The following is a 24,374-nucleotide window of genomic DNA, read 5'->3' as shown; positions in this document are numbered from 1 at the left end:
ACTGATATATGGCTTACTGCTCCGTCGGCGATTTGTCGGGCCGGTTGTCAGATGAAAAGCTCATACAGCTTACGGACGACGGGAATACCGGTTCGGCCAATCAGGACAGGGCGGCTGCGGCAATAGCCGACGCGCAGGAGCTTATAGACGGGTATCTGAGGGGCAGGATGACCCTGCCCCTCAACCCCGTGCCGGGCCTCATCAAAAACATCGCGGTAACGTTGGCCGCTTACAGCCTGTTCCAGCGGCGACTGAATGTCATGCCGGCGCCGGAACAGATGAAAAACGACTACGACGGAGCGATAAGGACGCTGGAGAAGATACAGTCCGGCAAAATCACGATAAACGACGCCGACGCGGCGCGCGGACCCGGCAGCTACAAGGTCAATAAAACCCGCCGCGACCGGATGTTCGGCAAGCAGCGGCTGGAGGAGTTTTAACATGACTCGCGCAATGTTGTCGCCGCATTTCGGGTTTGACGAGCTGACGGTCTGTTGCACACATCCGGAACTGGCCGACAAAAACCGGCTGGAGGCGGGGGTATTCATAACCAGCCTTCAGGCGTTGTGCAAGCAATTGCTGGAGCCGGTGCGGGAGCAGTTCGGGCCGGTGGTTGTCCTCAGCGGATTCCGCTGCGAGGCGCTAAATGCCGCCATCGGCGGGGCGCATGCGTCGCAGCATCAGTTCGGCGAAGCGGCGGATTTCTACGTGCCGGGCGTTTCGCTGGATACGGTGTTCGGCTGGATACAGCTTAACGCCGCCTCGCTGCGCGCGCCGGGACCCGGCTTGCGCTACGGGCAGGCGATACGGGAGCCGGGCTGGATACATATCAGCCTCGGCGAGCCGTGGCGCGATGCGGTCAAATGCCGCCAGGCGCTTGTGTTTGACGGCAAAATCTACAGACCTGCGGTCTGAAGGAGATAAAACCGTGATAAGACATTTCAAAATCCCCCTGAGGCTGGCGATACCGCTGACCGCGCTGCTGTTCCTCGGCGGACCGGCTGTAAAAGCCGCCGAAACCGCTGGGGATATTATAAGCAGTTCCGCCCCAGCAAGCGTGAATCTGGACAGTCTGACGCTGGGCATGTTCTACAGCGTTAAAAACGGCGGCTGGCTGGGCGGAGGGACGCTGGAAATCTACCGGCCAGCGCAATACATCTCGCTGGATACCGGAGTCGTAACGCCGACGGGCATAAGCGGCAATGCCTCGGTGATTGTGGGCGTCAATGCCCACGCCGGGGAATATCTGGCCACGTTGGACCCTGTAAAGCGGTTGCTCTCGGTCCTGCCCGCGCAGACCGTGCTGAAAAAAGTAACCGTCGGCGGCTGGTGCAGCCGCGACTTCACCGCGCCCGCTTTTGATTACGGCGCGTATATCGGCATGTTCTGGAAATTCGGAGGCTGACATGGCAAACATCAAAATGTGGCTGCTGGGCGCGGCATTGACGGCGGGGGTGGCGGCATTCTCGCCCGCGCTGCGCAAATGGCTTACAGAGCGGATTAGCGCGGCGGCGCGCAACTTCTACGGCTGGCTGTTTCTGCGGATGCCGGCGCTGCTGCTGGCCCGGCTGGATTACAAATCGCTGCCGCCGGCGCAGCAGGCGCTTTTGCTGGACGCGGTGAAGCATATCGTTTATTACCTCGTCCGCATAGAGGAGATTCTGCTGCCGGATGCGGGCCTCGGCGCGGAAAAGAAAGCGCGCGTGCTGGCAAAGCTGAGGCAGCTCGGCATCCCCGACAGCCTCGGAGATATGGCGGCTACGTTGATTGACGCCGCGGTCGTGGTAATGAACGAGGAGGCTCAACTCGCGCTGCATACCTATCCCCCCGTAGATACGCCGCGAGCGGCGGCGAAGCCGGAGGGCGGCGATGCTGGCGCAAATTGAAGAGGCGATAATCGCCCGGCTGGGGCTGTTCGCCCCGCTAATCAAGCGCGCGGACATACCGCGCGCCGGGGTGAATAGCATCGCCGGCCCCAGCTATATGCTGGCGATAATGAAAGGGGCCGCGACCGCGCCGGCGATGAACGCCTGCAAGCAGCATGTGGATATTGCGCTGTGGGTGCGGGTGAGCAATTTGCAAAACGACGCCGCGCGGCGCAAGGGCGCGTATCCGGTTATAGAGGCGCTGGCGCAATGCCTGTTCCTTGAAAAACTGGGGCTGGATATAACGGCTATCGCCTACGGCGGGTTCACGGACGACAGCGCGCCGGAGGAGTTGCAGGGTTGCGTCGGCGTTTTCAGGCTGGATTTTTCCACATCGTACACCGTCAGGAAAACCGGCGATGCGGAGTCGGAGCAATTGCTTGTGGCGGGGCTGAACGTGTTGTACGGCGGCAAGACCGTCATAACGGGCGACATTCAACCGTAGGGAGGAAACATGGCGAAGGAAACGATGCAGGTCAGGGCAGCGAAGGGGCTTAAATGCCCTATGGAAAACCAGCCGCGCAAATACATCACCGACAGCGCGGCGGTAGAGGCGCCGCGCAGCGCATATTACCTCCGTCTGATAGCTGACGGAAGCCTTGTGCGCGTCCCGGCGGAGGAGACGAAATGACGACAGAATTCACAACCATCCCCGACAACCGGCGCAAACCCGGCGCGCCGCTTGAGTTCAGCCTCAAGGCGGGGGCGAATTCCCTGCAGGGCAATACGCAGAAGGTGCTGATAGCCGCGCAAAAAACCGGCTCCGGCACGGCGGCGGCGAACACGCCGGTGCGGGTGTATTCCGAAGGCCACGCGCGCGGACTGTTCGGCGCGGGGTCCATCGCGCACATCATGTGCAAGCTCGCCATAAAAGCGAACGAGTACCTGCTGCTCTATGTGTTGCCGCTGGCGGACGCGGCCAGTTCGGCTGCGGCGGTTGGCTCCATCGCCATCACCGGCCCCGCCACAGCGCCCGGCAGGCTGACGCTTTACGTGGGGGCGGTCCCCGTCAAAATCAACGTAGCCTCCGAAGACACTGCGGCGGAAATCGCAACCGCGCTCAAAGCCGCGCTGGACAATCTGCCCGACCTGCCGGTTACAGCGGCGGTAAACAGCGGGACGATAACGTTGACCGCGAAAAACAAGGGGACGCTGGGCAATACCATCATCTTGTCGGCGGAGACGGACGCCGCCGGCGCGGCCTTTACCATAACCGCCATGACGGGCGGCGCGCTGGACCCGGACATGGAAGACGCGCTGGCAATTGTGGCAGGCGAACGCTACCACATCATCGCCAGCCCGCTAAACGACGAGGATTCGCTCGCCGCGCTGGCCGCGCACTGCGAGGCGGTGTCGGCGGCTTCGGCGGAGAAATGGGGCATGGGCGTGTTCGGGTACCCATCCGGCGGGCTTGCGGCGGCCTGCACGCTTGGCGGCGAGCTGAACTCCTGGCTGCTGAGCGGGTTTTATCTGCGCGGCAGCAAAACCGCGCCGTTTGAGCAGGCGGCGGTATACGCCGCCGTGCTGGCCGCAGAGGAGGACCCGGCGAGGCCGCTGAATACCGTGGAGATGACCGGCGTCGCCGCGCCCGCGATAGCGGACCGGCTGTCGGACCCGGAGCAGGAAAGCTGCCTCTACAACGGCGTTACGCCGGGGGAAGTGGCAACCGACGGCTCGGTGCAAATTGTGCGCGCGATAACCAGTTATGTCAAAGACGGCGACGGCAACGCCGACGCGACGCTGCTGGACATAACCACGCCGCGCAGCCTGTTCTACACGGCGGAAGCGGTTTTGCGGCGCATACGCTCCGTATTCCCGCGCGCAAAACGCACGGCGGGGAAAACGGCGACGGCCGTCAAAACCGAGTTACTGGATGTCTTGCGGCGACTTGAGGCGGCGGAGATTGTGCAGAACGTAGCCGCCAACCAGCCCGACGCCACAGACGACCCGAACAACATCAGCCGCATCATCATGGACATCCCGGCCAGGGTGGTGCCGGGCGCGCACATCATAGCCGGCCAGATACGGCTGGTGGTCTAGGGAGAGGATTATGGCAGACATATACGTCTCGCGGGTGGAACTGGCCGTAAACGGCAAAAGCGTAACGGATTTCAAGAGCTTCAGCAGGAAACCCGTTGAGCTTAACAAAACCGTCAAGCTGATGGGCAAAACCGGCTTTGTCGGCGTACAGCCGCGCTATGAACTGGAAGTGGAATATATCGTTCCCCAGTCCGGCGCGTTTGACTGGAGCGGCGTCAAAGACGGCACGCTAACCGTTACCTACGACGGGGGCGAAACGACGCGCTATACCGGCGTTACCGTTCTCACACTGGGCGAAATGAAAACCGACGGCGAGAACGAGACCACCAGAACCATCAGTCTGGGCGCGGTTTCGGAAAGCGAGGGCTAAAACATGAACGAAACAATAAAAGGCAAACTGCCCGTCGGCGCGAAGTTTGACGGCGCGACGCACCGGGACTTTGAGCTGCGGCGCGAGCTGGTGAGCGACACCGTGGAGGCGATGGACAATCCCCGCGCGCAGCACAACAAGGCTTACCTGACCGTCTGCGTCTACGCGCGGCGGCTGGCCCGGCTGGGGACCATCCCCGCCGGCAAGATAACGCCGGAACTCGTCATGGGATTGGCGGAGGAGGATTTTGACGCGCTTGTCGCAGCGTCAAACCGCTTTCGCTCCGGCGAGAAACAGCAGACCGCGCCGGATAACACTGGCGCTGATGGCGCAGGGGTTTAGCTTCAGGGAAGCCGCGCACATGCCGGTGGACGAGGCGATGGCGTGGCTGGAATGCGCCGGAGAAATGTCCGGCGGGAAAGAGAAAAAGACTTATCGGGTGAAACGGAAGTAGGCGGGAAACGGCTATGTCTCAAATAATGGAACTTGCGCTGAGCTTTACGGCTATAGACGCCGCCGGCGGAATCATAAGCCGGCTGGAGTCCCGTATCAACAGCCTGGGACGGGCGGGAGCCAAAGTCAGCGCGGATTTTGAGGCGATGCGCGGCGGCTTCCGGCGCGCGCTGGAGGGCGCGGGTATCGCCTACAGCGGCTGGAAGCTGATGCAGCCGGGCGTTTCCGCCGCGATGGCGATGGAGGACGCCACGTTGCGCACCAAATCGTTTCTTGCCGACGGGGTTAAAAGCGCGTCGCAGCTTAATACCGAGATGAAGCGCGTCAGCGAGACCGCCTACAAGCTCTCGGAAAAAATGCCGATAGCCGCCGTGGAAGCGGCGGCGTTCCAGAACTCCTTGCTGAAGGAAGGGTTTTCGCTGGACATGGCAAGCGGCTCTGCGCAAACCGCGCTGGCGCTTGGACGGCTGCGCGGAAACAGCGACGAAGGCACGCGGGCGATGATGGAGCTGTTTCGCGGCCAGTTTGGCGTGGATAGTGCCGAAAAGATGAACGCGGCGCTGGACTGGACAGCGCAGGCCGAGGCGGACCCAGCCGAGGTTGTGGCCGCGCTGCAAAAATCCGGGCTGGCGATGGCGAGCCACGGCGTGGGGCTGGATTCCGCAGTGGCGCTGGCCGGATTGTTCAGGGAGGCGCACCTTGCGCGCCCCGGCTCAAAGATGGAAAGCATGATGGACAATGTGCTTGCCACCTGGGCGGATACGCAAAGCAACCCGGCGCGCTGGGCGCGGCAATTCGGGCTGTCGTTTTTCAAGGGCGACAAGTTTATCGGGTTCGCCGCGCTTCAGGAACAGCTTAAAACGCGGTTCAGGAACGTTTCCGGCGCGAAGCGCGCGGGCGTGTTCGGCGAAATATTCGGCGGCGGAGCGGATGCGGCGGAGTTCCTTTTCAAGGCGCAGCGCATAGAGGAGTTTGAGGCCGCCGCTAAAAAGCGCGCGGGCGCAGTCGCCGCGTTTAACGACCAGAATAATTCGCTGGCTAACTCGCTGACGAAGCTGGGAAACGCCTGGCATAACTCCAGCGGCGCGCTTTACGAGCCGCTCCTGCCGGCGATGACGGCGCCGGTGGCCGCCGCTGCGGACAGGCTGGCAAAAACCGGCGCATGGCTGCGCGATAATCCGCAGATAGCCGCCGCAGGCGGGCTTGCGCTGGCGGGAGGCGTTGCCTGGGGCGTGGCGCGCATGTTGAGCGGAGCCTGGGGGATGGGAAAAAGCGCGCTTGCGCTAAGGGGCGGATTGAGCCGGTTCGGACTTTCGCTGTTCGGCGGCAATACTATTGCGGGGACGATGGCGGGCAAGGCGCAGGAAGCGATTACCGGCGTGAAACCGGTCTTTGTAACCAACTGGCCGTCAGGATTCGGCCCCGGCGGAGCCGCAGGCGGGCTGGTGGACCAGTTTGGCCGCCCGTTTCCAAACAGCGGCGGCTTCGCGGCGGGAGCCGCAGGCGGAATGCTGGGGAATCTGGCCGGCAAATTCGGCGCGATACAGGGGCTTGGCGCAGGCGCGGCGTTGGCAGCCGCCCCCGCACTGACCACGGCGGCGATTTTAGCCGCCGCCGGAGCGGGCGCGGGCATCGGCGCGCTGGTAAATGCCTCCGGCGTAACGGACAAGCTGATTGACCAACTGGCCAGCGCGATGCAATACGCCAACGAGTCCAAGGGGCAAACCGACTATACGAAAAACCGGATTATTGAACTGAGAATTGACGCGCAGGGACGGATACATACCGACACAGACGCGCCGGATGTGAAAATAACGGTCATGCGCGGGCTGGTGGAGACGAGGGGGCCGAAATGGTAGACGCGCTTTTGACGCCCGCGTTTTACGACGATAACGGCAACCGGTTCGCGCCGGAGCTTGAGTTTATTGAGGACGGCGTTGAGAACGCGCTGGTAAAGCACGAATATCCCTTCAAAAACGGCGCAGAGCTGGAGCCGATGGGGCTGAAGGCGCGCGTGGTTACAATGCGCGCGCATTTCAGCGGGGGAAACTACGGCGCGCACAAGACTTTTCTGGCGTGGCTGAAGCAAAGCAATCCGTCGCGGAAGTTCATCCACCCGGTCTACGGGCTGCTTGCGGGCGATATTGAAAAAACGCATACCCGGCATGACGACACCAAGCAGAACGCCGTCATAGAGATAACCTTCGTGGAGAACGGCGCGGACGCCGCGCCGGCTGCGCAAAAGCTGGCGGTAGGCACCGCCGTAAATAATGCGGCGGTCAAGGGCGCAAACAACCGGCTGACGTGGGCGCGGAACGCGCTGAATGCGGCGCAGAAAAAGTATGCCGCCGCCAAAGCGCGTGTGTCGGCTTACCAGAACAAGATTTCCTCGGCGTCGGCGGCGTTTGACGCCGCGATGTCTTCAGTCAGCAACCCGGCGGCCAGTTTTACCAGTCTGCTCAACTGGACGACCGACCTGCCGGCCACGATGGTATTGTCCTGCGCGAAGGCTGTGGAGCGTTACGCGGTAGCGTATCAGACGCTTAAAAGCGCGCCGGCGAATTTTATCAGGAAGCTGGACGAATCGTTCCGCGCGCTGGAAACCTCGTTTGCGCATTTCGGCGGGGCGGACCCGGCGGCGGCGTCCGCCGGCGCGGCGGCGCGGGTTACGCTCAAGCTCAGTTGCGCCGAGGCACTGGGCGCGGCGACGGCGGATGTGTTTGGCAGCGAGCAGGATTTGCGCGACTCGCTGAGGGCGGCGGAAGCCGCTCCGGCGGCGGACGCGGACGGGAACTTTTTGCCGCAGGCTGCGGACACTGGCGCGGCCAGCCTTATGACCGCAGACGAACTGGAGAGCATACTGGCCATCGCGCGGCGGTATTTGCAGGAGGCTGTTGACTGCGCCCGGCGAAACGGACTGGACCCGCAAAGCTACAAAGACATTGCGCTGGCGCTGGAAAATCACGTCAACACCGTCAAACTGGAGCGCGAAAGCATAATACAGGTCGCGCTGGACCAGCCGCTGCCGCTGCATCTGGTCTGCCTGCGGAACGGACTGCCGTTCCGCGCGGCGGAGCGGCTGCTGGCGATTAACCCCGCGCTGCAAAATCCGAACGAGGCCGCCGGCGCGCTGAACATTTACGGAGCGAACAATGGCTGATTCAATCGCGCTTAACGTGGCCGGGCAGGAAATCAAAAACTTCCTAGCCTACGAGGTGGACGCGGATATGTATGCAGCAGCGGCAGCGTTTAATGTCGCATTGCGAAATCCTGAAATAGCCATTGATGAGGGCGAGACCTGCAAGTTATATGTGAACGGCCAACTGGTATTAAACGGATACGTGGATAAACCCGTGCGCGCTACGACAAAAACCTCTCACTCATACAAGCTGGAAGGGCGCGATATGATGGGGTTACTGGTGGACCGGTATATCACACGGTACGGCGATATTGATGACGCCAGCATGAAAACTATTGCCGAAAATTTGCTGTCGCTGGTGCCGGTAATTGACCTTAAGACGGTGAGTTACGCTCCTGGTGTTTTTCCCAACCAGCAGACGTTACATTTGCGTCCCAAATTTGACGTAGGACAAACGGTATTTAACACACTCCGCGCCCACGCCGCCAGACATGGATTGTTGTTTTATTGCATGCCCGACGGCAGCTTTAGATTTGATACCCCAAAAGTATCTGGCGAAGCGAAATACAACATCGTGTTCAGAAGGGATGGCCGAGGAAACAATGTGGAGTCCGCCGAGGTGGTAAGAGACATCTCCAAACGATACTCAAGTGTGGTCATCGTGTCGGCAGGAATGCAGGGAAAAACTATCGCGCCTACCCCCATTGCCAAAGTGTTTACCGATAGCAGTTATCCTAAATCGGCGGTGCCGAAACCATTTGTTATAGCCGAGGACATGGACGAAAACATGATGGCCGCCCGCGCCAGCATGATATTTGCGGAGATGCGCCATCAGTCGTTCTGCGCCGAATATCGCATGTCGGGACACTCGCATAACACGCGCCTGTGGACCATTAACGAAATATGCAGTGTTGATGACGAGGTGAACAACCTGCACGGAAATTATCTCATCACGGGGCGGACATTCTGTTTGTCGCGCGAACATGGCAGGACCACGAAGGTGCGAATCGGCCTGCCGGGGGTGAAGGTCGCATGACTATCATCAGGGCGATTATCACCGGCATTACCGAGGGCGCGGCGCGGCTGTTTGCCGCGACGGGCCGGTCCGGCGAAACTTTCGCCGACCGCGAGCTGTTGCAGCACTACGGCTTCGCCAGCAGCCCCAAAGACGGCGCGGCGGGGATTGTGCTGGTAAAGGATAATCAGGTTTTTCTGGTGGCGAGCGACGATGCCCGTTACCGCGTGGCGCTGGAGCGCGGCGAAGTAGCGCTTTACACCGACGAGGGCGACAGGTTCCATTTCAAACGCGGACGCAAGGTGGAGCTGACCGCCGGCGTTTCCGTAACGGTTACGGCGCCGCAGATAGTGTTCAACGGCGATTTGCGGGTGGCGGGCGATGTGTCCGACGGCGCCGGCAGCATGGCGGCGATGCGCGACAAATACAATCAGCATACGCATACGGACCCGCAGGGCGGCGCCACCGGCCCCGCCGCGCCGGGGATGTGAGATTATGGCGGATTTCAAACTGGGAATACAGAACGGGCAGGGCGATATGGATTTGAGCGCCGCCGAGACGACGCTGGCAAACAACATCCATATAAGCCTGGCCGTGCGGCGCGGGAGCTGGTGGCTGAACCCGGCCTTCGGCAGCGAGTTGGGGACACTGCGCCGCGAGAAGGCGACGGCGGCGACGGCGCAGTTGGTCGGGAGCTACATTCAGGCCGCTTTGAAATGGCTGACGGACAGCGGGAAGCTGACGAAGGTAATCGTTACAACCGAAATAGGGGCGGGCAGAATCAACTATACCGTAACCGCGACCGCGCGGGGCGGCGCGACGCTTAAATACTCCAATTTCGCGGAGGTCGCATAATGGCAGAGACTTTTGACGCTATTTTTACGCGGATATTGAAGGACATAAAAAACAATTGCCCCGACGCCGACGTGACGCAGGGGAGCGTGCTGTACGCCAACGCCGCCGCGCTGGCCAGCGCGGAATGGGGATTGCAGAACAAGCTTGATAACAACGCGAAGCAGATTTTTCCGGCCAGCGCGTCCAGCGCGCTGCTAGAGCGGCATTGCGCGATTTACAGAATTTTCCGCGAGCCGGACGAGACCGACGCGGAACTGCTGGCGCGGCTGGAAGCGCGCGAGCAGCAGCCACCCGCCGGAGGAAACGCGAACGATTACGAGACTTGGGCGAAAGAAGTGGACGGAGTGGCGGCTGCCAGGTGCGTGCCGGCGCCGCAGGGAGCGGGAACGGTGGACGTGGTGATTCTGGCCGACGCCGCCGCCACCGGAAGCGAGACGCCGGGCGACGCGCTGGTCGCGGCGGTTTACGCCTATATAGACGCGCGGCGGCCCGTTACGGCGGGAACGTTCCGCGTCGTAAAAGCGCAAATCATCATGCAGGACGTAACAATGACCGCGCCGGGACCGGTTGACTGGAACGCGCTGGGACTGGATGTAACAGCGCTGCTAAACGGCATGACTATCGGCGGGACGCTGACGATTGCGTCGCTGGCGTCGCTGGCGCTGACCAACGGAGCCGACGACGCGGTTTGCTCCATGCCGTATGCCAATGTGGCCGCCACGCCCTATCAGGTAATCCGCGCCAGGGCGGTTACGGTCAACACCAATTTGATAACGCCGACGCCGGACGAGGGAAACCCGCCCGTCATCCCGCCGCAGGCAATGGCGCAGATAATAACCGGAACGCTGGCCGCGCTGCGGAGCATAGCGGCGGCTGCGCCGGCTGTGCCGTTTATCGCTATCTGCACCAACACCAAGCAGGTGATGGTCTACATGGGCGATATAACGGTCGGGGACGGCGGGTTTGTAGTCATCGGCGGCGGCGCCGCCATCACGGAGGAGATTGGATAATGCTTAAGAAAATAATGATTTCAGCGGCGGTGGCCGCGCTGGCGGCCACGGCGGCGAGGGCGCAGTCGGCGTATTACGGGGTAACCGCGTCTACAACGACGGGGAAGGCGTCCATGACGCTGGCGGGGCAAATAGTGCTGTCGGCGTCCACCGCGACGGCGACGACGCCGACCATAATTTTGCAGGGCAACGGGGGCAGAATAACGGCGGAGGGTATCACGTTAAAATCCTCGGCCACCGTGCAGGGGCCGATTGTGGCGGCAAGCTCGGTTACCGCGGCGGCGTTTGTCGGGGACGGGGCATATTTATCACGGGTGGGCGTGCTGCGGTCAACGCAGACTTGGACTGGGATAAACACGTTCCTGCAAACCATAGTCGGCAACATAACCGGCAACGCGGCGACGGTAACAAACGGCATTTACACGACTACCAGCGCGGCTGGGGATTTGACGGGAACATACCCGAATCCGACGCTTAAGACGAGCGGGGTAACGAGCGGAACATACGGCGGAGCGACGCAGGTTGCGCAATTCACGGTGGACGCGAAAGGCCGGGTTACGGCGGCGACGAATGTGACCATCAGCGGCGTAGCTCCTGCCGGGACTGCGGCGGGCGAACTGGCCGGCACATATCCGAACCCGGCGATAGCGGCCTCGCATTACTCAACCGCACACACCTGGGGCGCAACGCAGACCTTCAGCAATTCCATCGCCGGCAGCATAACCGGGAACGCGGCGACCGTGACCAATGGCGTATACACTACCACGACGGCGGCGGGGGATTTGAACGGGACGTATCCGAACCCCGCGCTGGCCGCTAGCGGGGTTACAAGCGGCAGCTACGGCGGCGCGACACAGGTTGCGCAGATTGTTGTTGACGCGAAAGGGCGGGTTACTACAGCTACGAATGTTACCATCAGCGGCGTAGCTCCTGCCGGAACTGCGGCGGGCGAACTGGCCGGCACATATCCGAACCCGACGATAGCGGCGGCGCATTACTCAGCCGCGCACACATGGGGCGCGACGCAGACATTCAGCAATTCCATAGCCGGCAGCATTACGGGGAACGCGGCGACCGTAACCAACGGCGTTTACACGACGACCAGCGCAGCGGGCGATTTGGCCGGTACCTATCCGAATCCGGCGCTGGCGGCCAGTGGGGTAATGAGCGGCACATACGGCGGCGCGACGCAGGTTGCGCAGATTGTTGTTGACGCGAAGGGGCGGGTTACTGCGGCCACGAATATTGCCATCAGCGGAGTGGCTCCTGCCGGGGCTGCGGCTGGCGAGCTGACCGGCACATATCCGAACCCGACGATAACAGCCTCTCATTACTCAGCCGCGCACACCTGGGGCGCAACGCAGACATTCAGCAATTCCATAGTCGGCAGCATCACAGGCAACGCGGCCACCGTCACCAACGGGCTTTATACCACCACTGCGGCAGCGGGGGATTTGAGCGGTACCTACCCGAACCCCGCGCTGGCCGCCAGCGGGGTTACAAGCGGCAGCTACGGCGGCGCAACGCAGGTTGCGCAGATTGTTGTTGACGCGAAAGGCCGCGTTACGGCGGCGACAAATGTAACCATCAGCGGCGTAGCTCCTGCCGGAACTGCAGCGGGCGAACTGGCTGGCACATATCCGAACCCGACGATAGCGGCGGCGCATTACTCCGCCGCGCACACCTGGGGCGCGACGCAGACCTTCAGCAATTCCATAGCCGGCAGTATCACCGGCAACGCGGCCACTGTAACAAACGGTATTTACACGACCACGACGGCGGCGGGGGATTTGAGCGGTACCTACCCGAACCCCGCGCTGGCCGCCAGCGGGGTTACAAGCGGCAGCTACGGCGGCGCGACGCAGGTTGCGCAATTTACCGTGGACGCGAAGGGGCGGGTTATGACGGCCACGAATGTGACCATCAGTGGCGTAGCTCCTGCCGGAACTGCGGCTGGCGAACTGGCCGGCACATATCCGAATCCGACGATAGCGGCGGCGCATTATTCCGCCTCGCACACATGGGGCGCGACGCAGACCTTCAGCAATTCCATCGCAGGCAGTATCACCGGCAACGCGGCCACAGTAACCAACGGCATTTACACGACGACCAGCGCGGCTGGCGATTTGAGCGGGACGTATCCAAACCCCGCGCTGGCCGCCAGCGGTGTCACCAGTGGGAGCTATGGCGGCGCGACGCAGGTTGCGCAAATTACGGTTGACGCCAAAGGCCGCGTTACGGCGGCGACAAATGTAACCATCAGCGGCGTAGCTCCTGCCGGGACTGCGGCTGGCGAACTGGCCGGCACGTATCCGAACCCGACGATAGCGGCGGCGCATTACTCCAGCGCGCACACCTGGGGCGCGACGCAGACGTTCAGCAATTCCATAGCCGGCAGTATCACCGGCAACGCGGCCACTGTAACAAACGGCATTTACACGACGACCAGCGCGGCTGGGGATTTGAGCGGGACGTATCCGAACCCGGCGCTGGCCGCCAGCGGCGTAACAAGCGGGACATACGGCAGCGCGACGCAGGTCGCACGGATTACAGTGGACACGAAGGGGCGGGTTACGACGGCGACCAATGTTACGATAAGCGGTGTGGCTCCGTCCGGCAGCGCGGCGGGTGAACTGGCCGGCACATACCCGAATCCGACGTTAGCGACCACGCAAGCAGGGGCGCATACGTGGGGTGCGTATCAGACGTTGACTAGCTCGGCGGCGGTATGGGGACGAATGGCCATGCCGAACAGCGACGCGATGTTTACGCTTGGAGGATATGACACCAGTTCGCCCATAAGCATGCAAGCCGGGATTGGTTACATCTGGGGCAATAACATCGGCACATCAACCGGCACCGCTTTGGATTTGTCGGTCGGCCCGACGCAAAATTATCCGGGCGGGGATTATTACGGCAAATTGACATTTTTGGGAACAGTCCGGCAAGCGGAAGTGCAAAATCTGCAATGCACGTCGTGGAATTACGGGAATCACTTGTACGCCGGCGGCACGAACACCTGCCTGGTGGCGACAATGGGACCCGCGCCGGCTACCGATTACAATGTCTATATTGCCACAGGACCAGGCGGCTCGCAGTGGCGCGCGATTGGGGTTTCCGGCGGAGCCGGAGGCGACCTTACCGGAACGTATCCAAACCCAGCGCTGGCCGCCACGCAGACGGGCGCGCACACGTGGACCGCGCCGCAGATTTTTAGCGGCGGCGTGTTTATCGGCACAAGCACTTACATAATGGCGGCATTCCGCTCCGACGACGAAAGCATGTATATAAACTACAGCGTGGACGGAAGCACCTGGGCTGTTGTCTTGTCAACGCCGGTGTTCCGCGCAAGCACTGGCCTGCGGGACCCGTCAATTATGAAACATACCGATAATAAATTTTATGCGACGTATACAAAGGCGCGCGGATGTGCGGCTACGCCGACAACGCTCGGTCTTATCTACTCCACCGACCTGCTGAACTGGACGGCCAAAGCGGACATCCCGCTACCGATAACGGGCATTCACAAGGCGATTGCGCCAGAGTTTTATAATGACACAAATGATACAGGATTGAGCGCTGTACACATACTCGTGGCAGTCTCAACGACGACCGCCGACAATACTTACAGCATCTATGAAACCCATCCGACCGCCGCTGACTTTTCAACGTGGAGTTCCCCTGTTCTTGTTTTGGCAGCAGGCGGAAATGTGTTCATAGACCCGTATGTTCTTTATAAATCTCCATATTATTATTTGTGGACCCGGCGTATGACGCCCAACGACGGGATAATCTATTCCACAGCAACAGCAATCACGGGACCATACTATCCCGTTAAAGACGGCGACTGGGCTGGGTTCGGGACGGGAAAAGAAGGCGAATCTGTCGTGCCAGTCGGGAACGGGTACCGGATATATTACGATGCGCCAGTGGGCTGCACCGGCAGCTATGGCGTTATGTATGCCGACAATCTCGCCGGAGATTTCCAGACTTGGACAACGCCGGCTTATACGACGATTTATCCGACTGACAAGCCGATGCGGCATGGAACATCCATGCCCCTGACGGCATGGTCCGACCAGTGGGACGTTCTGACCGGCACAATGATAAACGCCGCCACCGGCGCGACTTCTCCGACGCCGTCGTTTACGCGAATCGGCATCGGAACGGTGGCGGACCCGACCGTGCCGGTTGTGATAAATGCCGGCGCATTCGCCGGTTATGAGCCAGCCACGCTGACTCAGCCGCAAAGCGGGTACAACGCCGGCTGGACGATGGTCAACGATTTGGGGCATAAGCTGGGAATAGGGCAGAAGGGCAGCGGCTCCGAGGATGCAGGGTTTATCTCGGAGGTTAGCGCCGCGCCGTTGCTTTTCTTGACGACAAACACAGAACGCATGAGGATTCTGGCGGGGGGAAATGTGGGGATAGGCACAAACAATCCCTCAACGGCTTTGCAGGTTGTGGGGACGGTAACGGCGACGGCGTTCTCCGGCAACGGGGCCGGACTTACGGGCGTGGCGCCCTCCGGCGCGGCGGCGGGCGAGTTGTCCGGGACTTACCCAAATCCTGCACTGGCAACGACACAGGGCAGCGCGCACACATGGTCCGCGACGCAGACGTTTTCAGGCAACATCAACATGCAAAGCCTGGTCAGTCTTTCCACGACTTCAATAAACTCCGGTCAATCCGTTCTGATTGGAGGGGACACCAACAGAAACAATCCCATAGTTCGCATCCAGCCGTACGGCTCGGCAGACGGCGGCGGGAATGCGGATTCCGGGCTTTTGGTGGACTTTCCGCACTCCAGCGGCAACAACAGGCTTTTGAGCGTTAAAAAAACAGGCGCCTACCTGTTCACGGCAACGGACGGCGGCAGGGTTGGAATCAGCACCGGGACTCCGCAATTCAATCTGGATGTGCAGGGAACCGGCAATATTTCCGGCGCGCTCACGGTCGGCTCAATCAACGCCTCCGGCGGAGCGGCGGCGGGGGACTTGAGCGGCACCTATCCCAATCCGGCGCTGGCGACGGCGCAAACCGCCGCGCATACGTGGAGCGCGGCGCAGGCTTTCACCGGCAATGTCGGCATTGGCACCACACCCGTGGCCGGACTTACCCTGAATGTGTCGGGACTTCCGGCCCTGGGCGGTTTGAATTTGTACACGGACGCGCTTTTGTCGCCGTTAGCCAATACCGGGAAGGCGGCGATAGGCTGGAATTTTTCCGGCGGCGGCGGTGAAGTGGATATAATAGCCAACCGCGGCGCCGGTTCTATCGGCGGAATGAGATTTTACGATTACACCAACGCAGGGACAATGGCGCCACTGATGACGCTGCTTGGGAACGGGAAAGTCGGCATCGGGACACTTTCCCCGTCCACCGCGCTGCAGGTTGCGGGGACCGTAACGGCGACGGCATTTTCGGGCAGCGGGGCGGGGTTGACGGGCGTGATACTTTCCGGCGGCGAGGCGGCGGGCGAACTGGCGGGAACCTATCCTAATCCTACGATAGCGGCGGAGCATTACTCAACCGCGCACACCTGGGGCGCGACGCAGACTTTCACGGCCAGCATGACAATAAAGGGAACCGTTGATTACGGCGCGGCTACCCACGCCGACATAAGAAACATGGCCTGCGCGTCGTATTCGGCCTCGCCGGCGGCGACGTGCAGGGTGCAGTCTTCTGACAGCGCGTTTGATATTTATGTCGCCACCGGAACGGCGGCGGGCGCGTGGATAGGGGTTTATTCAAGGGGGGCGCCGTGAATAATGCCGATGTCCTGAAACTGCTGACGCCGCTGCCGTTAGGCGGGGATTACGACAAGCTCGTCGCGGCGCAGGGCGCGGAGCTGGACCACGCATCCGCCGCCGCTGATGACTTTCTTAATGAGATACTGCCCGACCGCGCGATTAAAACCATCGGCGACTGGGAACAGCGTTATGGCATCACGCCAGCCGCAGACGCGACGCTGGCCAGACGTCGGGCCGAGGTTGTAAGAAAAATGACGGCAATAGGCGGATTGAGCCGTCAATATTTCGTAGACCTCGCCGCAATGCTGGGGCAGGCGATAACCATAGACGAATATGTCCCCATGATATGCGGCGGTGCGCGGTGCGGCGACATACTAGGCGCGCCGGAAATACGCTGGATGTGGACGGTGCGCGGGCTTACGCAAGTAGGCGAATTCGCGCGGTGCGGCGTCGCGCGCTGCGGGGAAGCATTGTCGTATCCGGCGGCTGAGGTGGAGGTTCTTTTTGAGAAGCTGAAGCCGGCGCATACGCTGGTAAACTATGTCTACGACGGGGAGGAAGCATAATGGCAAAAACGGTATTTGTGGACGCAAACCCGCAGGGCGGAATCGCGGGGACGGTAATAAGGGCGGCGTTACTGACCGCCCTCAATAACCAGCGGCATCTGGGCCGGGATGTTGACGGGGACGGCGCGCTGGACTATGCGGAGGATTCAGGGGCTAATAACGCATACGCGGTCGCGCTGTCGCCCGCGCTGCCGGAATATGTGGCCGGATTCCCGATATGGTTTAAGGCGGCCAGCGCCAATACCGGACCCGCGACGCTTAATGTCAACGGTCTGGGCGCGGTTGCTATCAAAAAAAATGGCGTTACGGAAATGTCGCCGGGCGATATAGCCGCCGGCGCGGTTATTTGCGTGGTTTACGACGGGGTCGCTTTCCAGCCGGTAAATCTTGCGGGGGAGGCCGCGCAGGTGGGAGATATTGTGTTCAGCGCGAGCAGGGCCGCACGTCCGGGGTTCATCAAGCTCAACGGCGCGACGCTTTCACGCAGCGCATACGCGGCGCTTTTTCAGAAACTGGTGCCGACGTTTGCGGCCACAATATCCATAGCGTCGCCTGCGGTTATTTCCGCGCCGGCGCATGGCCTTTCCATAGGCGACAACGTGCGCTTTACGACCAACGGCAGCCTCCCGACCGGACTTGCGGCGGGAACTGTGTATTATGTGATTGCCGACGGCTTTTCAGCGGACGCCTTTGAGGTGTCAGCATCGCCAGGCGGGGCGGCGGTGGTTACCAGCGGCTCGCAGTCCGGCTCGCATACCTGCTGGGTGTGGGCGCCGGGACTCGGATTCGGCGACGGAAGCACCACCTTCCAGATATTTGACTGGCGCGCGCTTGTTTTGCGCAACTGGGACGACGGAGCGGGCATAGACGCTGCCCGCGTTTTCGGCTCAAAACAGGATGACGCTTTTCAGGGACACTTCCATCATCTGACGTCGCCTCTTGACCAGTCTGGCAGTACCTATAGCGTACAATACGCTGGCGACCCCGCCTCCTATACGTGGAATCACGCTGCGGATACCAGCAAGGCAGAGGCTGCCATGACTGACGGCACACATGGAACACCCCGCATCGCTGCCGAGACGCGCATGATGAACGCGGCCTGCATGTTCTGGATAAAGTATTAAGGAGACACTATGCGAATCTACAACTACAGTCCCAGGACCGGAGAGTTTTTGTTTGCATCCACCGCCGACGCGTCGCCGTTGGAACCGGGGAAATATCTCATACCGGCAGATGCCACTGAGCAGGTTCCGCCACCGCCGGGTACGCAGCAGGTTGCCGTATTCAAGGATGGCGCCTGGACGCTGCAACCGGACTTACGCGGACAGAAGTTCTACCGCAAAAGCGACGGTATCCCTGTGGTGATGGCGTCAATCGGCGTTGTTCCTTACGAATTTACAACAGCGCCGCGTCCGAGCGAGTCCCACAGTTGGGATGGCGCTTCCTGGAAATTTTCAGCAGTTCTCGCTCTGGCGGCCATCCGTACCCGCCGCAATGGTTTATTGAGCGCATGCGACTGGACGCAGGTTAGCGATGTGCCGCTTAATCCCAAGCAAAAAACGGCTTGGAATGCCTACCGCCAGGCATTGCGTGATTTCCCTGCCACGTGCGACCCGACGAAGCCTGTTTGGCCCACTCAACCATGAAAATAAGCGGTCCCTGCCATCTTGCCGGCAGGGACCGCTAAAGTTATCCACAGTATCCACAGTGTCAACAAAGAAAAAAAGGAGCAAAAAAAGAAATCACAACAACAAATTGCTTCGCGCGCATGGGCGCGGGACCAACGGCGAAAATTCTCAAACTAGCTGCAACTTTTTCTCAAACTGGCTGATAAGTTATAGCTGCTGAAATGTGCCCGGCGAATCAGAACTATGTATCGCGCCCTCAACCCGGACGGAACGGGATGGGTCCTTTGGCTCATTCGCGGCAGGCGCTGATTTTGAATAATTTATGCGGCGGTTATTCTAGGCAAACGCATGGGAGAGCGAATGAACAATTCAGCGAACTCGATTGTGTTCCCAGACTGGCGCAGTCTTTCCGGTTTTTCCGGCGTAAAACCTGTGTTTGGCGCGCTGCTGCTTGCGTCGGCTTTATGCCTGCCGGCACGCGATTCAGCCGGAGCTGGGGGAATTCCGGCGCTGCCGGACGCCGCGCTGGAGATATCGGTTCCCATCCCTGTGCCTGCGGAAAGGCCGGAAGAAACGCGCCTGTCAGGCGGGCAGACCCCGGAAGAAAAAGCGGACCGTGAAAAGCGGTATGCGAAAAAATTCTCCAGGGCGGCGGAGAGAACTTACCGCCAGAAAAAGAATTACATAACGCTCAATATACTCCGCTCGCCCAAGGATATGGACTGGAGCAGCGCCACCTCCATGTTCAGGAGTTACTTTTCCAATGCGATGGGCGATGACCATTCCGTCGGCCACGTGGCGTTTGAGATAGGCTGCGTTTCCGATTCCGGCAGGACAACGGTTGTTACCGGACAGACCGACGCCAGCAACTCAAAGTCGTATCTCTCCATGTGGTGGAGCAACATGGGCTACAATGTGTTTTTCGGGCATGTCCCGGGCATAATGCAAACCCGCGAGCAGGTGGAGGCGGACTTCGGCGAGGTTTCAAAGATGAAGGACAGGGTTGCCTTTGCCACATTCCTGGTTTCACCGCAATCCTGCGCGGAGGCCGTGCGTTTCGTGAAAGCCTATGAAAGCGAGAAGGTCTATACCCGCTTCGGCATAAACCAGCGCCCGCTTCATAAGGAGGGCGCGTGCTGTGCCAATCTGGCGGCGGCCGTGCTGCGCGTGGCCGGCGTTACGGAATACGATGATGACTGGAGCCGGACTTTCTACATCCCAAAACGCCTTCTTCACACCCGCGCGCCCAGTGAGCAGTCCGTCCTAGATACATTGGGATTGTATGACTGGAGCGTGAGGCCGGACGGCCCGTACCGCGTGCTTCATTTCTTTGACCCGGACCTGATGTACCGCTGGGCCTCGTCCAACCGTTCAGCGGAAAAGGTGAACGGGCATGCGGTAACCGGCGGCTATGCGATAGGCTCCTCGCGCGGTTTCGTGGTGGATTACGGGGATTCCAGCCCCACTTCCTGGTGGCTTAGCGATTAGAACATACGCAAACACAATGATGACGGCGGCTGGCGCGACGCGCCAGCCGCCGTCATCATTCACTGCGGTTTACCCGGAGATTTTTTTTAGCAGCCAGGCCATATTGCGGCCAAGAACACGCATCGTTTCCACGCCTTCGGCGTCTTTTTCCACTTCGCCCGGTTCCAGCCCCATGCCGGCGTTCCAGTAGTTGGAACCTACCACTACCATCTCCTCTATGGTGAAGAAGTGATTCAGCGAATCAAAGGCGTGTATCGCCCCGCCGCGGCGCACGGACACCACCGCCGCGCCGGCTTTGCGCCGGAACATGTTGCCGTTGGCCCGCGCCACAAACCCGGCCCTCTCCATCAGCGCTTTTATAGACGGGGTGATGTCCGCGAAATACGTCGGCGAGGCGAGTATGATTGCATCCGCCTCCTCCATTTTTGCGATGAATTCGTTCATCTCTCCGCCCAGCGCGCAGCGGCGGTTTTTCGTCTCAAAACATTTGTAACAGGCCGCGCAGCCCGTGATATTGCGGCCCGCCAGCTGTATCATCTCGGTTTCTATGCCCTCTTTCTCCAGCTCCGCAAATACATGGCGTATCAGCGCGGCGGTGTTGCCGTCTCTTCTTGCGCTTCCGTTGAATGCGACAACTTTCATTTAGCCTCCTCATACTGCGCGTCGTATATCCACCGGCAGAAATTGCGCTCCACCACGGGGCTGTCCTCGCCAGCTATGAGCATGGTCCGGCAAATGTCGGAGGCCGGCGGGCAGATTTTTGACAATTCCCCCTCTTCCGTTTGCTGTTGCCTGCCGCAGCGCGCGCAGGCGGCTTTGAGGGCTTTGAGCATCTGCGCTTGCCTGGCGTCCGAAAGCGTTTTTATGAAAGTTTCCGTATCCGTTCCCATCCTGCCGGCGAATGTGGCGGTGGGATAGACGAATGCCATATCCGTCCGGCATGTGCGGGGCCAGGAGTCCTTAACATATTTCGCCGGGGGCGGCGTCTCGAACCGGCTGATGACCTGCGCCTTGTCGTATGATGGAGCGGGCTGGACGCGCGAGTACTTGCTGTGCGAGAAAAAACCCGCAAAAAAATCGACATGCTGCCCCGGGCAGTCGCCTGGTTCGGGATATATGGCGGAGCCGGACTGGTCAAGCACAAATTTGCCGTCAGGGCCTCCGGCCCCTATCAGAATGAAACCGAAAACGTCCCGCCCCGCTATGGCGGCCGCGGCTTCTTTTGGGGACAACTTTTCGTAAACATCCAGTTTTGCTGCGGGATAAAGCGAGCGGAACGCTTCTTTCAGCGGGTTTATCACATCCAGGCATGCCTTGGGCGAAATTACCGAGGCCGATTTGTCCCTTCCCCCGCCGCAGTAGCCGACGATGGCCACCGTCCTGCCGATTTTGCAGAAATCCATCTCCGCCGCCTGCTGCTTGACGGAAGCGGACGTAACAAACGGCTTGAAATCTCCGAAGGCGAAAACCGCGTGGCAGAGCAACAACACCTGAAAGATATGCATGTCTCATCCTACAAAATAGCTCTCCGCCAAAAAAGGCATTGAAAAAGACTACAAAAACCATATAATATAGGTTAGATAGATTGTGGTAAAAAAACTATGTCATTTCTGGGGATGCTTTTCCGCAGGTTTAGCGTGCAGTGCGCGCCTAAGGCGCGTGGTTGTGATGATTCCACCAAAAAAATAACCGAACTTGCCGAGACAGCCCGTCGTCTAGAGGACGAGACGGCGCGTCTGCGCCGCGCAAAAGAGGAATTGTCGCGCTCCAATGAAAATCTTCAGGCCTTTTTTGACTCTCTGGATGATTGCGTGCTAGTCCTTTCTAACGAAGGCAAAATAATCACCATGAATCCTGCGACGGAGACAAAGCTGGGTTTTGCCCGCCACGATTTGGAGTGCATTGAAATCGCCCGCATTGCCCGGTTTCCGGCGGCGTCAACGGCGGAGATGATTCTGGAGCAGGCCCGGCTGAGCCGCTTCGTGCGCTGCCGCATAACATTGCGGACGCGGGAGAACGGAAACGTGACCGCGGATGCTTCAGTGGTTTACAGCCGATGGGGCGGGAACAGGGCATTTTTTGTGATAGCGCGCGATGCCGGCGCCTCCGCAAAGACGGAGGAATGCCTGTTTGACAGCGAGCGCAAGCTCAACTGGCTGGCGCAAAGCCTGCCGGTGGTGTTCTGGTTCGCCTCGCCCGGCATGAAAAGCATCATATTCATCAATCCGGCGTTTGAAAAAATATACGAAACGCCCGCGCAGGAATTTTTGCGCGCCGGAAAAAACCTTGCGGATTTCATTCATCCTCAGGACAGGCAGCGGGTGCTGGGCGCGCTCTCGCAGGCCTGGCCGGAGCCGCTGGAGCAGGAATACCGCATAATCACCGGCACGGGCAACGTGAAATGGATACGCACAATAATCTCGCCCATACTGAACAGCGGCAACATGGTAACCATGCTCTCCGGCATAAGCGAGGATATAACCGCGCGCCGCACCTTTGACGAAAGCATGCGGGAAAACGAGCGGAAATACTCCGCCCTGGTGGAAAACGCGCGTGAGGGCGTGTGCATTTCCGTGGACGGGAAAATAGCTTTTGTAAACCAGGCCGGCGCGGAGATGGTGGGCTGCGGCGGCGAGAATATGATAGGCAGGCAGTATCTGGGCTGCATCGCGCCGGAGTCGCAGCCCGTGGCGGCTGCGTTTCTGGAATCCCTGGCGGACAAGCCCGCCCTGGCCGAGCTGAGCCTGCTGCACAAGGACGGCAGCCGCGTGCTGGTGGAGGTAAGCGCCTCCCGCATCCCGTACATGGGCGGCAGCGCGACGATGTGCGTCGCGCGCGATATAACCGACCGCAAACGGCTGGAGGACGAGCTTGTAAAGGCCCGCGACTGCGCCGAGGCTGCCGGAAAGGCCAAGACCGAGTTTATCGCCAACATGAGCCACGAAATCCGAACCCCGCTAAACGCCATAACCGGCATGGCCGACCTGCTGCTGGAATCGGGCCAGACGGCGGAGCAGAAGGAGTTCACCTCCGCCATAGCGGAGGCGGCGCAGCATCTGCTTGAAATCACAAACGACATACTGGACTTTTCGGAAATAGAATCCGGGGGGCGCAAGCTGCGCAAAACCTGCTTCTGCCCGCGCGAGGTGGTAACGGCGGCGTGCAGGATGTTTAGCCCGCGCGCGGCGGCCAAGGGCCTGCGTTTTGAATGCTCCGCCTCCGGCGCGCTGGCCGAGGAGATGTGCGGCGACGCCGGCATAGTCCGCCAGATACTGGTAAACCTGGTCGCCAACGCCATAAAATTCACCGATGCCGGCGCGGTGCGGGTTTTTGCCGCCTCCACCTCGCCGGTGGTGAGCGAGGCGGGGCTTTACCTTGAGGTTTCCGACACCGGCATAGGAATGTCGGAAGAGGACGTCTCAAAATCCTTCGGGCGCTTCAGCCAGGCGGACGGTTCCTATACCCGCGTTTACGGCGGGATGGGGCTTGGGCTGTCAATAACCAAATCGCTGGTGGACATGGCCGGCGGCAAGCTGTGGGTGGAGTCTAAAAAAGACGTTGGCTCCACTTTCCATATACTGCTGCCCTACTCCCCTGTTGAGGTTCCGGGCGTAACAGACGCGCCCCCCGCGCCGCCATGCCCCGGCTCCTGCGGCAAGGGACGGGTGCTGGTGGTGGAGGACAACAAGATAAACCTCTCTCTTACCAAGACCATGCTGACAAAAGCGGGCTATATCGTGGATGACGCCGTCAACGGCCTAATCGGCGTTGAGCTGGCCCGGCAGAACGATTACGACGTAATTCTGATGGATATACACATGCCGGTGATGGACGGCTCCCGCGCGGCGGTGGAAATACGGCGCAGGGAAAGGGAAGGCGGGCGGCCCCGCACACCCATAATCGCGCTTACGGCGGACGCCACCACCCATGCCATGGAATACTGCCGCAAAAACGGCATGGATGATTACATCACCAAGCCGGTGCGCAGCCAGACTCTGCTTGCGATTGTGCGGAAATGGTCCCGCGTCAAGGCTGGCTCTGGAGACAAAGAGGGGTAGGTTCTGCGTCCCCCCGAGGGACGTCCGGCGGGCGCGGAATCAGACCCCTCCGCGCCTGCCTTATTTTTTAAGGC

24 protein-coding genes are annotated in these 24,374 nt (G+C 60.4%); 22 read left to right on the top strand and 2 right to left on the bottom strand.

The features are described from left to right. Positions 1–8: 8 nt before the first annotated feature. From WC421_02825 to WC421_02725, 21 genes are all read left to right on the top strand, one after another. Positions 9–440, top strand: coding sequence for a DUF1320 domain-containing protein (locus tag WC421_02825; protein MFA5161155.1), 432 nt, complete (start codon positions 9–11; stop codon positions 438–440). Between the two features lies 1 nt (position 441). Beyond that, a complete protein-coding gene (locus WC421_02820; GenBank protein ID MFA5161154.1) occupies positions 442–915 on the top strand; it encodes a D-Ala-D-Ala carboxypeptidase family metallohydrolase in 474 nt (157 codons plus the stop codon). A gap of 13 nt (positions 916–928) precedes the next feature. Beyond that, positions 929–1,405 carry a hypothetical protein gene (locus WC421_02815; GenBank protein MFA5161153.1) on the top strand — a complete coding sequence of 159 codons (477 nt, stop codon included), beginning with the start codon at positions 929–931 and terminating at the stop codon, positions 1,403–1,405. Position 1,406: 1 nt separating this feature from the next. Continuing rightward, a complete protein-coding gene (locus WC421_02810) occupies positions 1,407–1,886 on the top strand; it encodes a hypothetical protein (GenBank protein ID MFA5161152.1) in 480 nt (159 codons plus the stop codon). After that, positions 1,870–2,370 (top strand): hypothetical protein, encoded by a 501-nt coding sequence (locus tag WC421_02805; protein MFA5161151.1) that lies wholly within the window; start codon positions 1,870–1,872, stop codon positions 2,368–2,370. The genes WC421_02810 and WC421_02805 overlap by 17 nt, the downstream gene beginning before the upstream one ends. A 9-nt stretch (positions 2,371–2,379) precedes the next feature. Then, positions 2,380–2,556 (top strand): hypothetical protein, encoded by a 177-nt coding sequence (locus tag WC421_02800; protein ID MFA5161150.1) that lies wholly within the window; start codon positions 2,380–2,382, stop codon positions 2,554–2,556. Continuing rightward, complete coding sequence (locus WC421_02795) at positions 2,553–3,965, top strand: phage tail sheath subtilisin-like domain-containing protein (GenBank protein ID MFA5161149.1); 1,413 nt, start codon at positions 2,553–2,555, stop codon at positions 3,963–3,965. The genes WC421_02800 and WC421_02795 overlap by 4 nt, the downstream gene beginning before the upstream one ends. A 10-nt stretch (positions 3,966–3,975) precedes the next feature. Next, on the top strand, positions 3,976–4,335 hold the full coding sequence (locus WC421_02790) for a hypothetical protein (GenBank protein ID MFA5161148.1): 360 nt from the start codon (positions 3,976–3,978) through the stop codon (positions 4,333–4,335). Between the two features lie 3 nt (positions 4,336–4,338). Beyond that, on the top strand, positions 4,339–4,677 hold the full coding sequence (locus WC421_02785) for a hypothetical protein (protein ID MFA5161147.1): 339 nt from the start codon (positions 4,339–4,341) through the stop codon (positions 4,675–4,677). After that, complete coding sequence (locus WC421_02780; GenBank protein ID MFA5161146.1) at positions 4,661–4,789, top strand: hypothetical protein; 129 nt, start codon at positions 4,661–4,663, stop codon at positions 4,787–4,789. The genes WC421_02785 and WC421_02780 overlap by 17 nt, the downstream gene beginning before the upstream one ends. 13 nt (positions 4,790–4,802) lie before the next feature. Further along, on the top strand, positions 4,803–6,647 hold the full coding sequence (locus WC421_02775; protein ID MFA5161145.1) for a phage tail tape measure protein: 1,845 nt from the start codon (positions 4,803–4,805) through the stop codon (positions 6,645–6,647). Further along, positions 6,641–7,948: a DNA circularization N-terminal domain-containing protein gene (locus tag WC421_02770; protein ID MFA5161144.1), complete on the top strand. Its 1,308-nt coding sequence runs from the start codon at positions 6,641–6,643 to the stop codon at positions 7,946–7,948. The genes WC421_02775 and WC421_02770 overlap by 7 nt, the downstream gene beginning before the upstream one ends. After that, the gene (locus tag WC421_02765) at positions 7,941–8,963 is read left to right on the top strand and encodes a hypothetical protein (protein ID MFA5161143.1); all 1,023 of its coding nucleotides are present in this window, start codon (positions 7,941–7,943) and stop codon (positions 8,961–8,963) included. The genes WC421_02770 and WC421_02765 overlap by 8 nt, the downstream gene beginning before the upstream one ends. Further along, on the top strand, positions 8,960–9,433 hold the full coding sequence (locus tag WC421_02760) for a phage baseplate assembly protein (GenBank protein MFA5161142.1): 474 nt from the start codon (positions 8,960–8,962) through the stop codon (positions 9,431–9,433). The genes WC421_02765 and WC421_02760 overlap by 4 nt, the downstream gene beginning before the upstream one ends. A gap of 4 nt (positions 9,434–9,437) precedes the next feature. After that, complete coding sequence (locus tag WC421_02755) at positions 9,438–9,797, top strand: phage GP46 family protein (GenBank protein MFA5161141.1); 360 nt, start codon at positions 9,438–9,440, stop codon at positions 9,795–9,797. Continuing rightward, a complete protein-coding gene (locus WC421_02750; GenBank protein ID MFA5161140.1) occupies positions 9,797–10,807 on the top strand; it encodes a baseplate J/gp47 family protein in 1,011 nt (336 codons plus the stop codon). The genes WC421_02755 and WC421_02750 overlap by 1 nt, the downstream gene beginning before the upstream one ends. Beyond that, positions 10,807–16,575 (top strand): hypothetical protein, encoded by a 5,769-nt coding sequence (locus tag WC421_02745; GenBank protein ID MFA5161139.1) that lies wholly within the window; start codon positions 10,807–10,809, stop codon positions 16,573–16,575. Before WC421_02750 ends, WC421_02745 begins: the two co-directional genes overlap by 1 nt. Next, entirely contained in the window at positions 16,572–17,126 is a 555-nt protein-coding gene (locus WC421_02740; GenBank protein ID MFA5161138.1) for a putative phage tail protein, read from the top strand. Before WC421_02745 ends, WC421_02740 begins: the two co-directional genes overlap by 4 nt. Continuing rightward, a complete protein-coding gene (locus WC421_02735) occupies positions 17,126–18,250 on the top strand; it encodes a hypothetical protein (protein ID MFA5161137.1) in 1,125 nt (374 codons plus the stop codon). The genes WC421_02740 and WC421_02735 overlap by 1 nt, the downstream gene beginning before the upstream one ends. A 9-nt stretch (positions 18,251–18,259) precedes the next feature. Then, positions 18,260–18,772 (top strand): tail fiber assembly protein, encoded by a 513-nt coding sequence (locus tag WC421_02730; GenBank protein ID MFA5161136.1) that lies wholly within the window; start codon positions 18,260–18,262, stop codon positions 18,770–18,772. 342 nt (positions 18,773–19,114) lie between these two features. Next, positions 19,115–20,242 carry a hypothetical protein gene (locus tag WC421_02725; protein MFA5161135.1) on the top strand — a complete coding sequence of 376 codons (1,128 nt, stop codon included), beginning with the start codon at positions 19,115–19,117 and terminating at the stop codon, positions 20,240–20,242. A gap of 69 nt (positions 20,243–20,311) precedes the next feature. Here the strand turns inward: WC421_02725 and WC421_02720 are convergent, their stop codons facing one another. After that, positions 20,312–20,884 (bottom strand): flavodoxin family protein, encoded by a 573-nt coding sequence (locus tag WC421_02720; GenBank protein ID MFA5161134.1) that lies wholly within the window; start codon positions 20,882–20,884, stop codon positions 20,312–20,314. Beyond that, positions 20,881–21,747: a hypothetical protein gene (locus tag WC421_02715; GenBank protein MFA5161133.1), complete on the bottom strand. Its 867-nt coding sequence runs from the start codon at positions 21,745–21,747 to the stop codon at positions 20,881–20,883. The genes WC421_02720 and WC421_02715 overlap by 4 nt, the downstream gene beginning before the upstream one ends. A 96-nt stretch (positions 21,748–21,843) precedes the next feature. Between WC421_02715 and WC421_02710 the strand changes: the two genes are divergently transcribed. Then, on the top strand, positions 21,844–24,300 hold the full coding sequence (locus WC421_02710; GenBank protein MFA5161132.1) for a PAS domain S-box protein: 2,457 nt from the start codon (positions 21,844–21,846) through the stop codon (positions 24,298–24,300). Positions 24,301–24,374 lie beyond the last annotated feature (74 nt).

It is taken from the genome of Elusimicrobiales bacterium (assembly GCA_041651175.1).
In the GTDB taxonomy this organism is placed as follows: Bacteria; Elusimicrobiota; Elusimicrobia; order Elusimicrobiales; family Elusimicrobiaceae; genus JAQTYB01.
The sequence above is the reverse complement of the archived record's forward strand: the minus strand, read 5'-3'. Positions and strand labels throughout refer to the sequence as shown.

Bases quoted from the DNA above. Each gene is read 5' to 3' on its own strand.
- WC421_02825 (MFA5161155.1), top strand. From the start codon at position 9: ATGGCTTACTGCTCCGTCGGCGATTTGTCGGGCCGGTTGTCAGATGAA.
- WC421_02820 (MFA5161154.1), top strand. From the start codon at position 442: ATGACTCGCGCAATGTTGTCGCCGCATTTCGGGTTTGACGAGCTGACG.
- WC421_02810 (MFA5161152.1), top strand. From the start codon at position 1,407: ATGGCAAACATCAAAATGTGGCTGCTGGGCGCGGCATTGACGGCGGGG.
- WC421_02805 (MFA5161151.1), top strand. From the start codon at position 1,870: ATGCTGGCGCAAATTGAAGAGGCGATAATCGCCCGGCTGGGGCTGTTC.
- WC421_02800 (MFA5161150.1), top strand. From the start codon at position 2,380: ATGGCGAAGGAAACGATGCAGGTCAGGGCAGCGAAGGGGCTTAAATGC.
- WC421_02795 (MFA5161149.1), top strand. From the start codon at position 2,553: ATGACGACAGAATTCACAACCATCCCCGACAACCGGCGCAAACCCGGC.
- WC421_02790 (MFA5161148.1), top strand. From the start codon at position 3,976: ATGGCAGACATATACGTCTCGCGGGTGGAACTGGCCGTAAACGGCAAA.
- WC421_02785 (MFA5161147.1), top strand. From the start codon at position 4,339: ATGAACGAAACAATAAAAGGCAAACTGCCCGTCGGCGCGAAGTTTGAC.
- WC421_02780 (MFA5161146.1), top strand. From the start codon at position 4,661: ATGGCGCAGGGGTTTAGCTTCAGGGAAGCCGCGCACATGCCGGTGGAC.
- WC421_02775 (MFA5161145.1), top strand. From the start codon at position 4,803: ATGTCTCAAATAATGGAACTTGCGCTGAGCTTTACGGCTATAGACGCC.
- WC421_02770 (MFA5161144.1), top strand. From the start codon at position 6,641: ATGGTAGACGCGCTTTTGACGCCCGCGTTTTACGACGATAACGGCAAC.
- WC421_02765 (MFA5161143.1), top strand. From the start codon at position 7,941: ATGGCTGATTCAATCGCGCTTAACGTGGCCGGGCAGGAAATCAAAAAC.
- WC421_02760 (MFA5161142.1), top strand. From the start codon at position 8,960: ATGACTATCATCAGGGCGATTATCACCGGCATTACCGAGGGCGCGGCG.
- WC421_02755 (MFA5161141.1), top strand. From the start codon at position 9,438: ATGGCGGATTTCAAACTGGGAATACAGAACGGGCAGGGCGATATGGAT.
- WC421_02750 (MFA5161140.1), top strand. From the start codon at position 9,797: ATGGCAGAGACTTTTGACGCTATTTTTACGCGGATATTGAAGGACATA.
- WC421_02745 (MFA5161139.1), top strand. From the start codon at position 10,807: ATGCTTAAGAAAATAATGATTTCAGCGGCGGTGGCCGCGCTGGCGGCC.
- WC421_02735 (MFA5161137.1), top strand. From the start codon at position 17,126: ATGGCAAAAACGGTATTTGTGGACGCAAACCCGCAGGGCGGAATCGCG.
- WC421_02730 (MFA5161136.1), top strand. From the start codon at position 18,260: ATGCGAATCTACAACTACAGTCCCAGGACCGGAGAGTTTTTGTTTGCA.
- WC421_02725 (MFA5161135.1), top strand. From the start codon at position 19,115: ATGAACAATTCAGCGAACTCGATTGTGTTCCCAGACTGGCGCAGTCTT.
- WC421_02720 (MFA5161134.1), bottom strand. From the start codon at position 20,884: ATGAAAGTTGTCGCATTCAACGGAAGCGCAAGAAGAGACGGCAACACC.
- WC421_02715 (MFA5161133.1), bottom strand. From the start codon at position 21,747: ATGCATATCTTTCAGGTGTTGTTGCTCTGCCACGCGGTTTTCGCCTTC.
- WC421_02710 (MFA5161132.1), top strand. From the start codon at position 21,844: ATGTCATTTCTGGGGATGCTTTTCCGCAGGTTTAGCGTGCAGTGCGCG.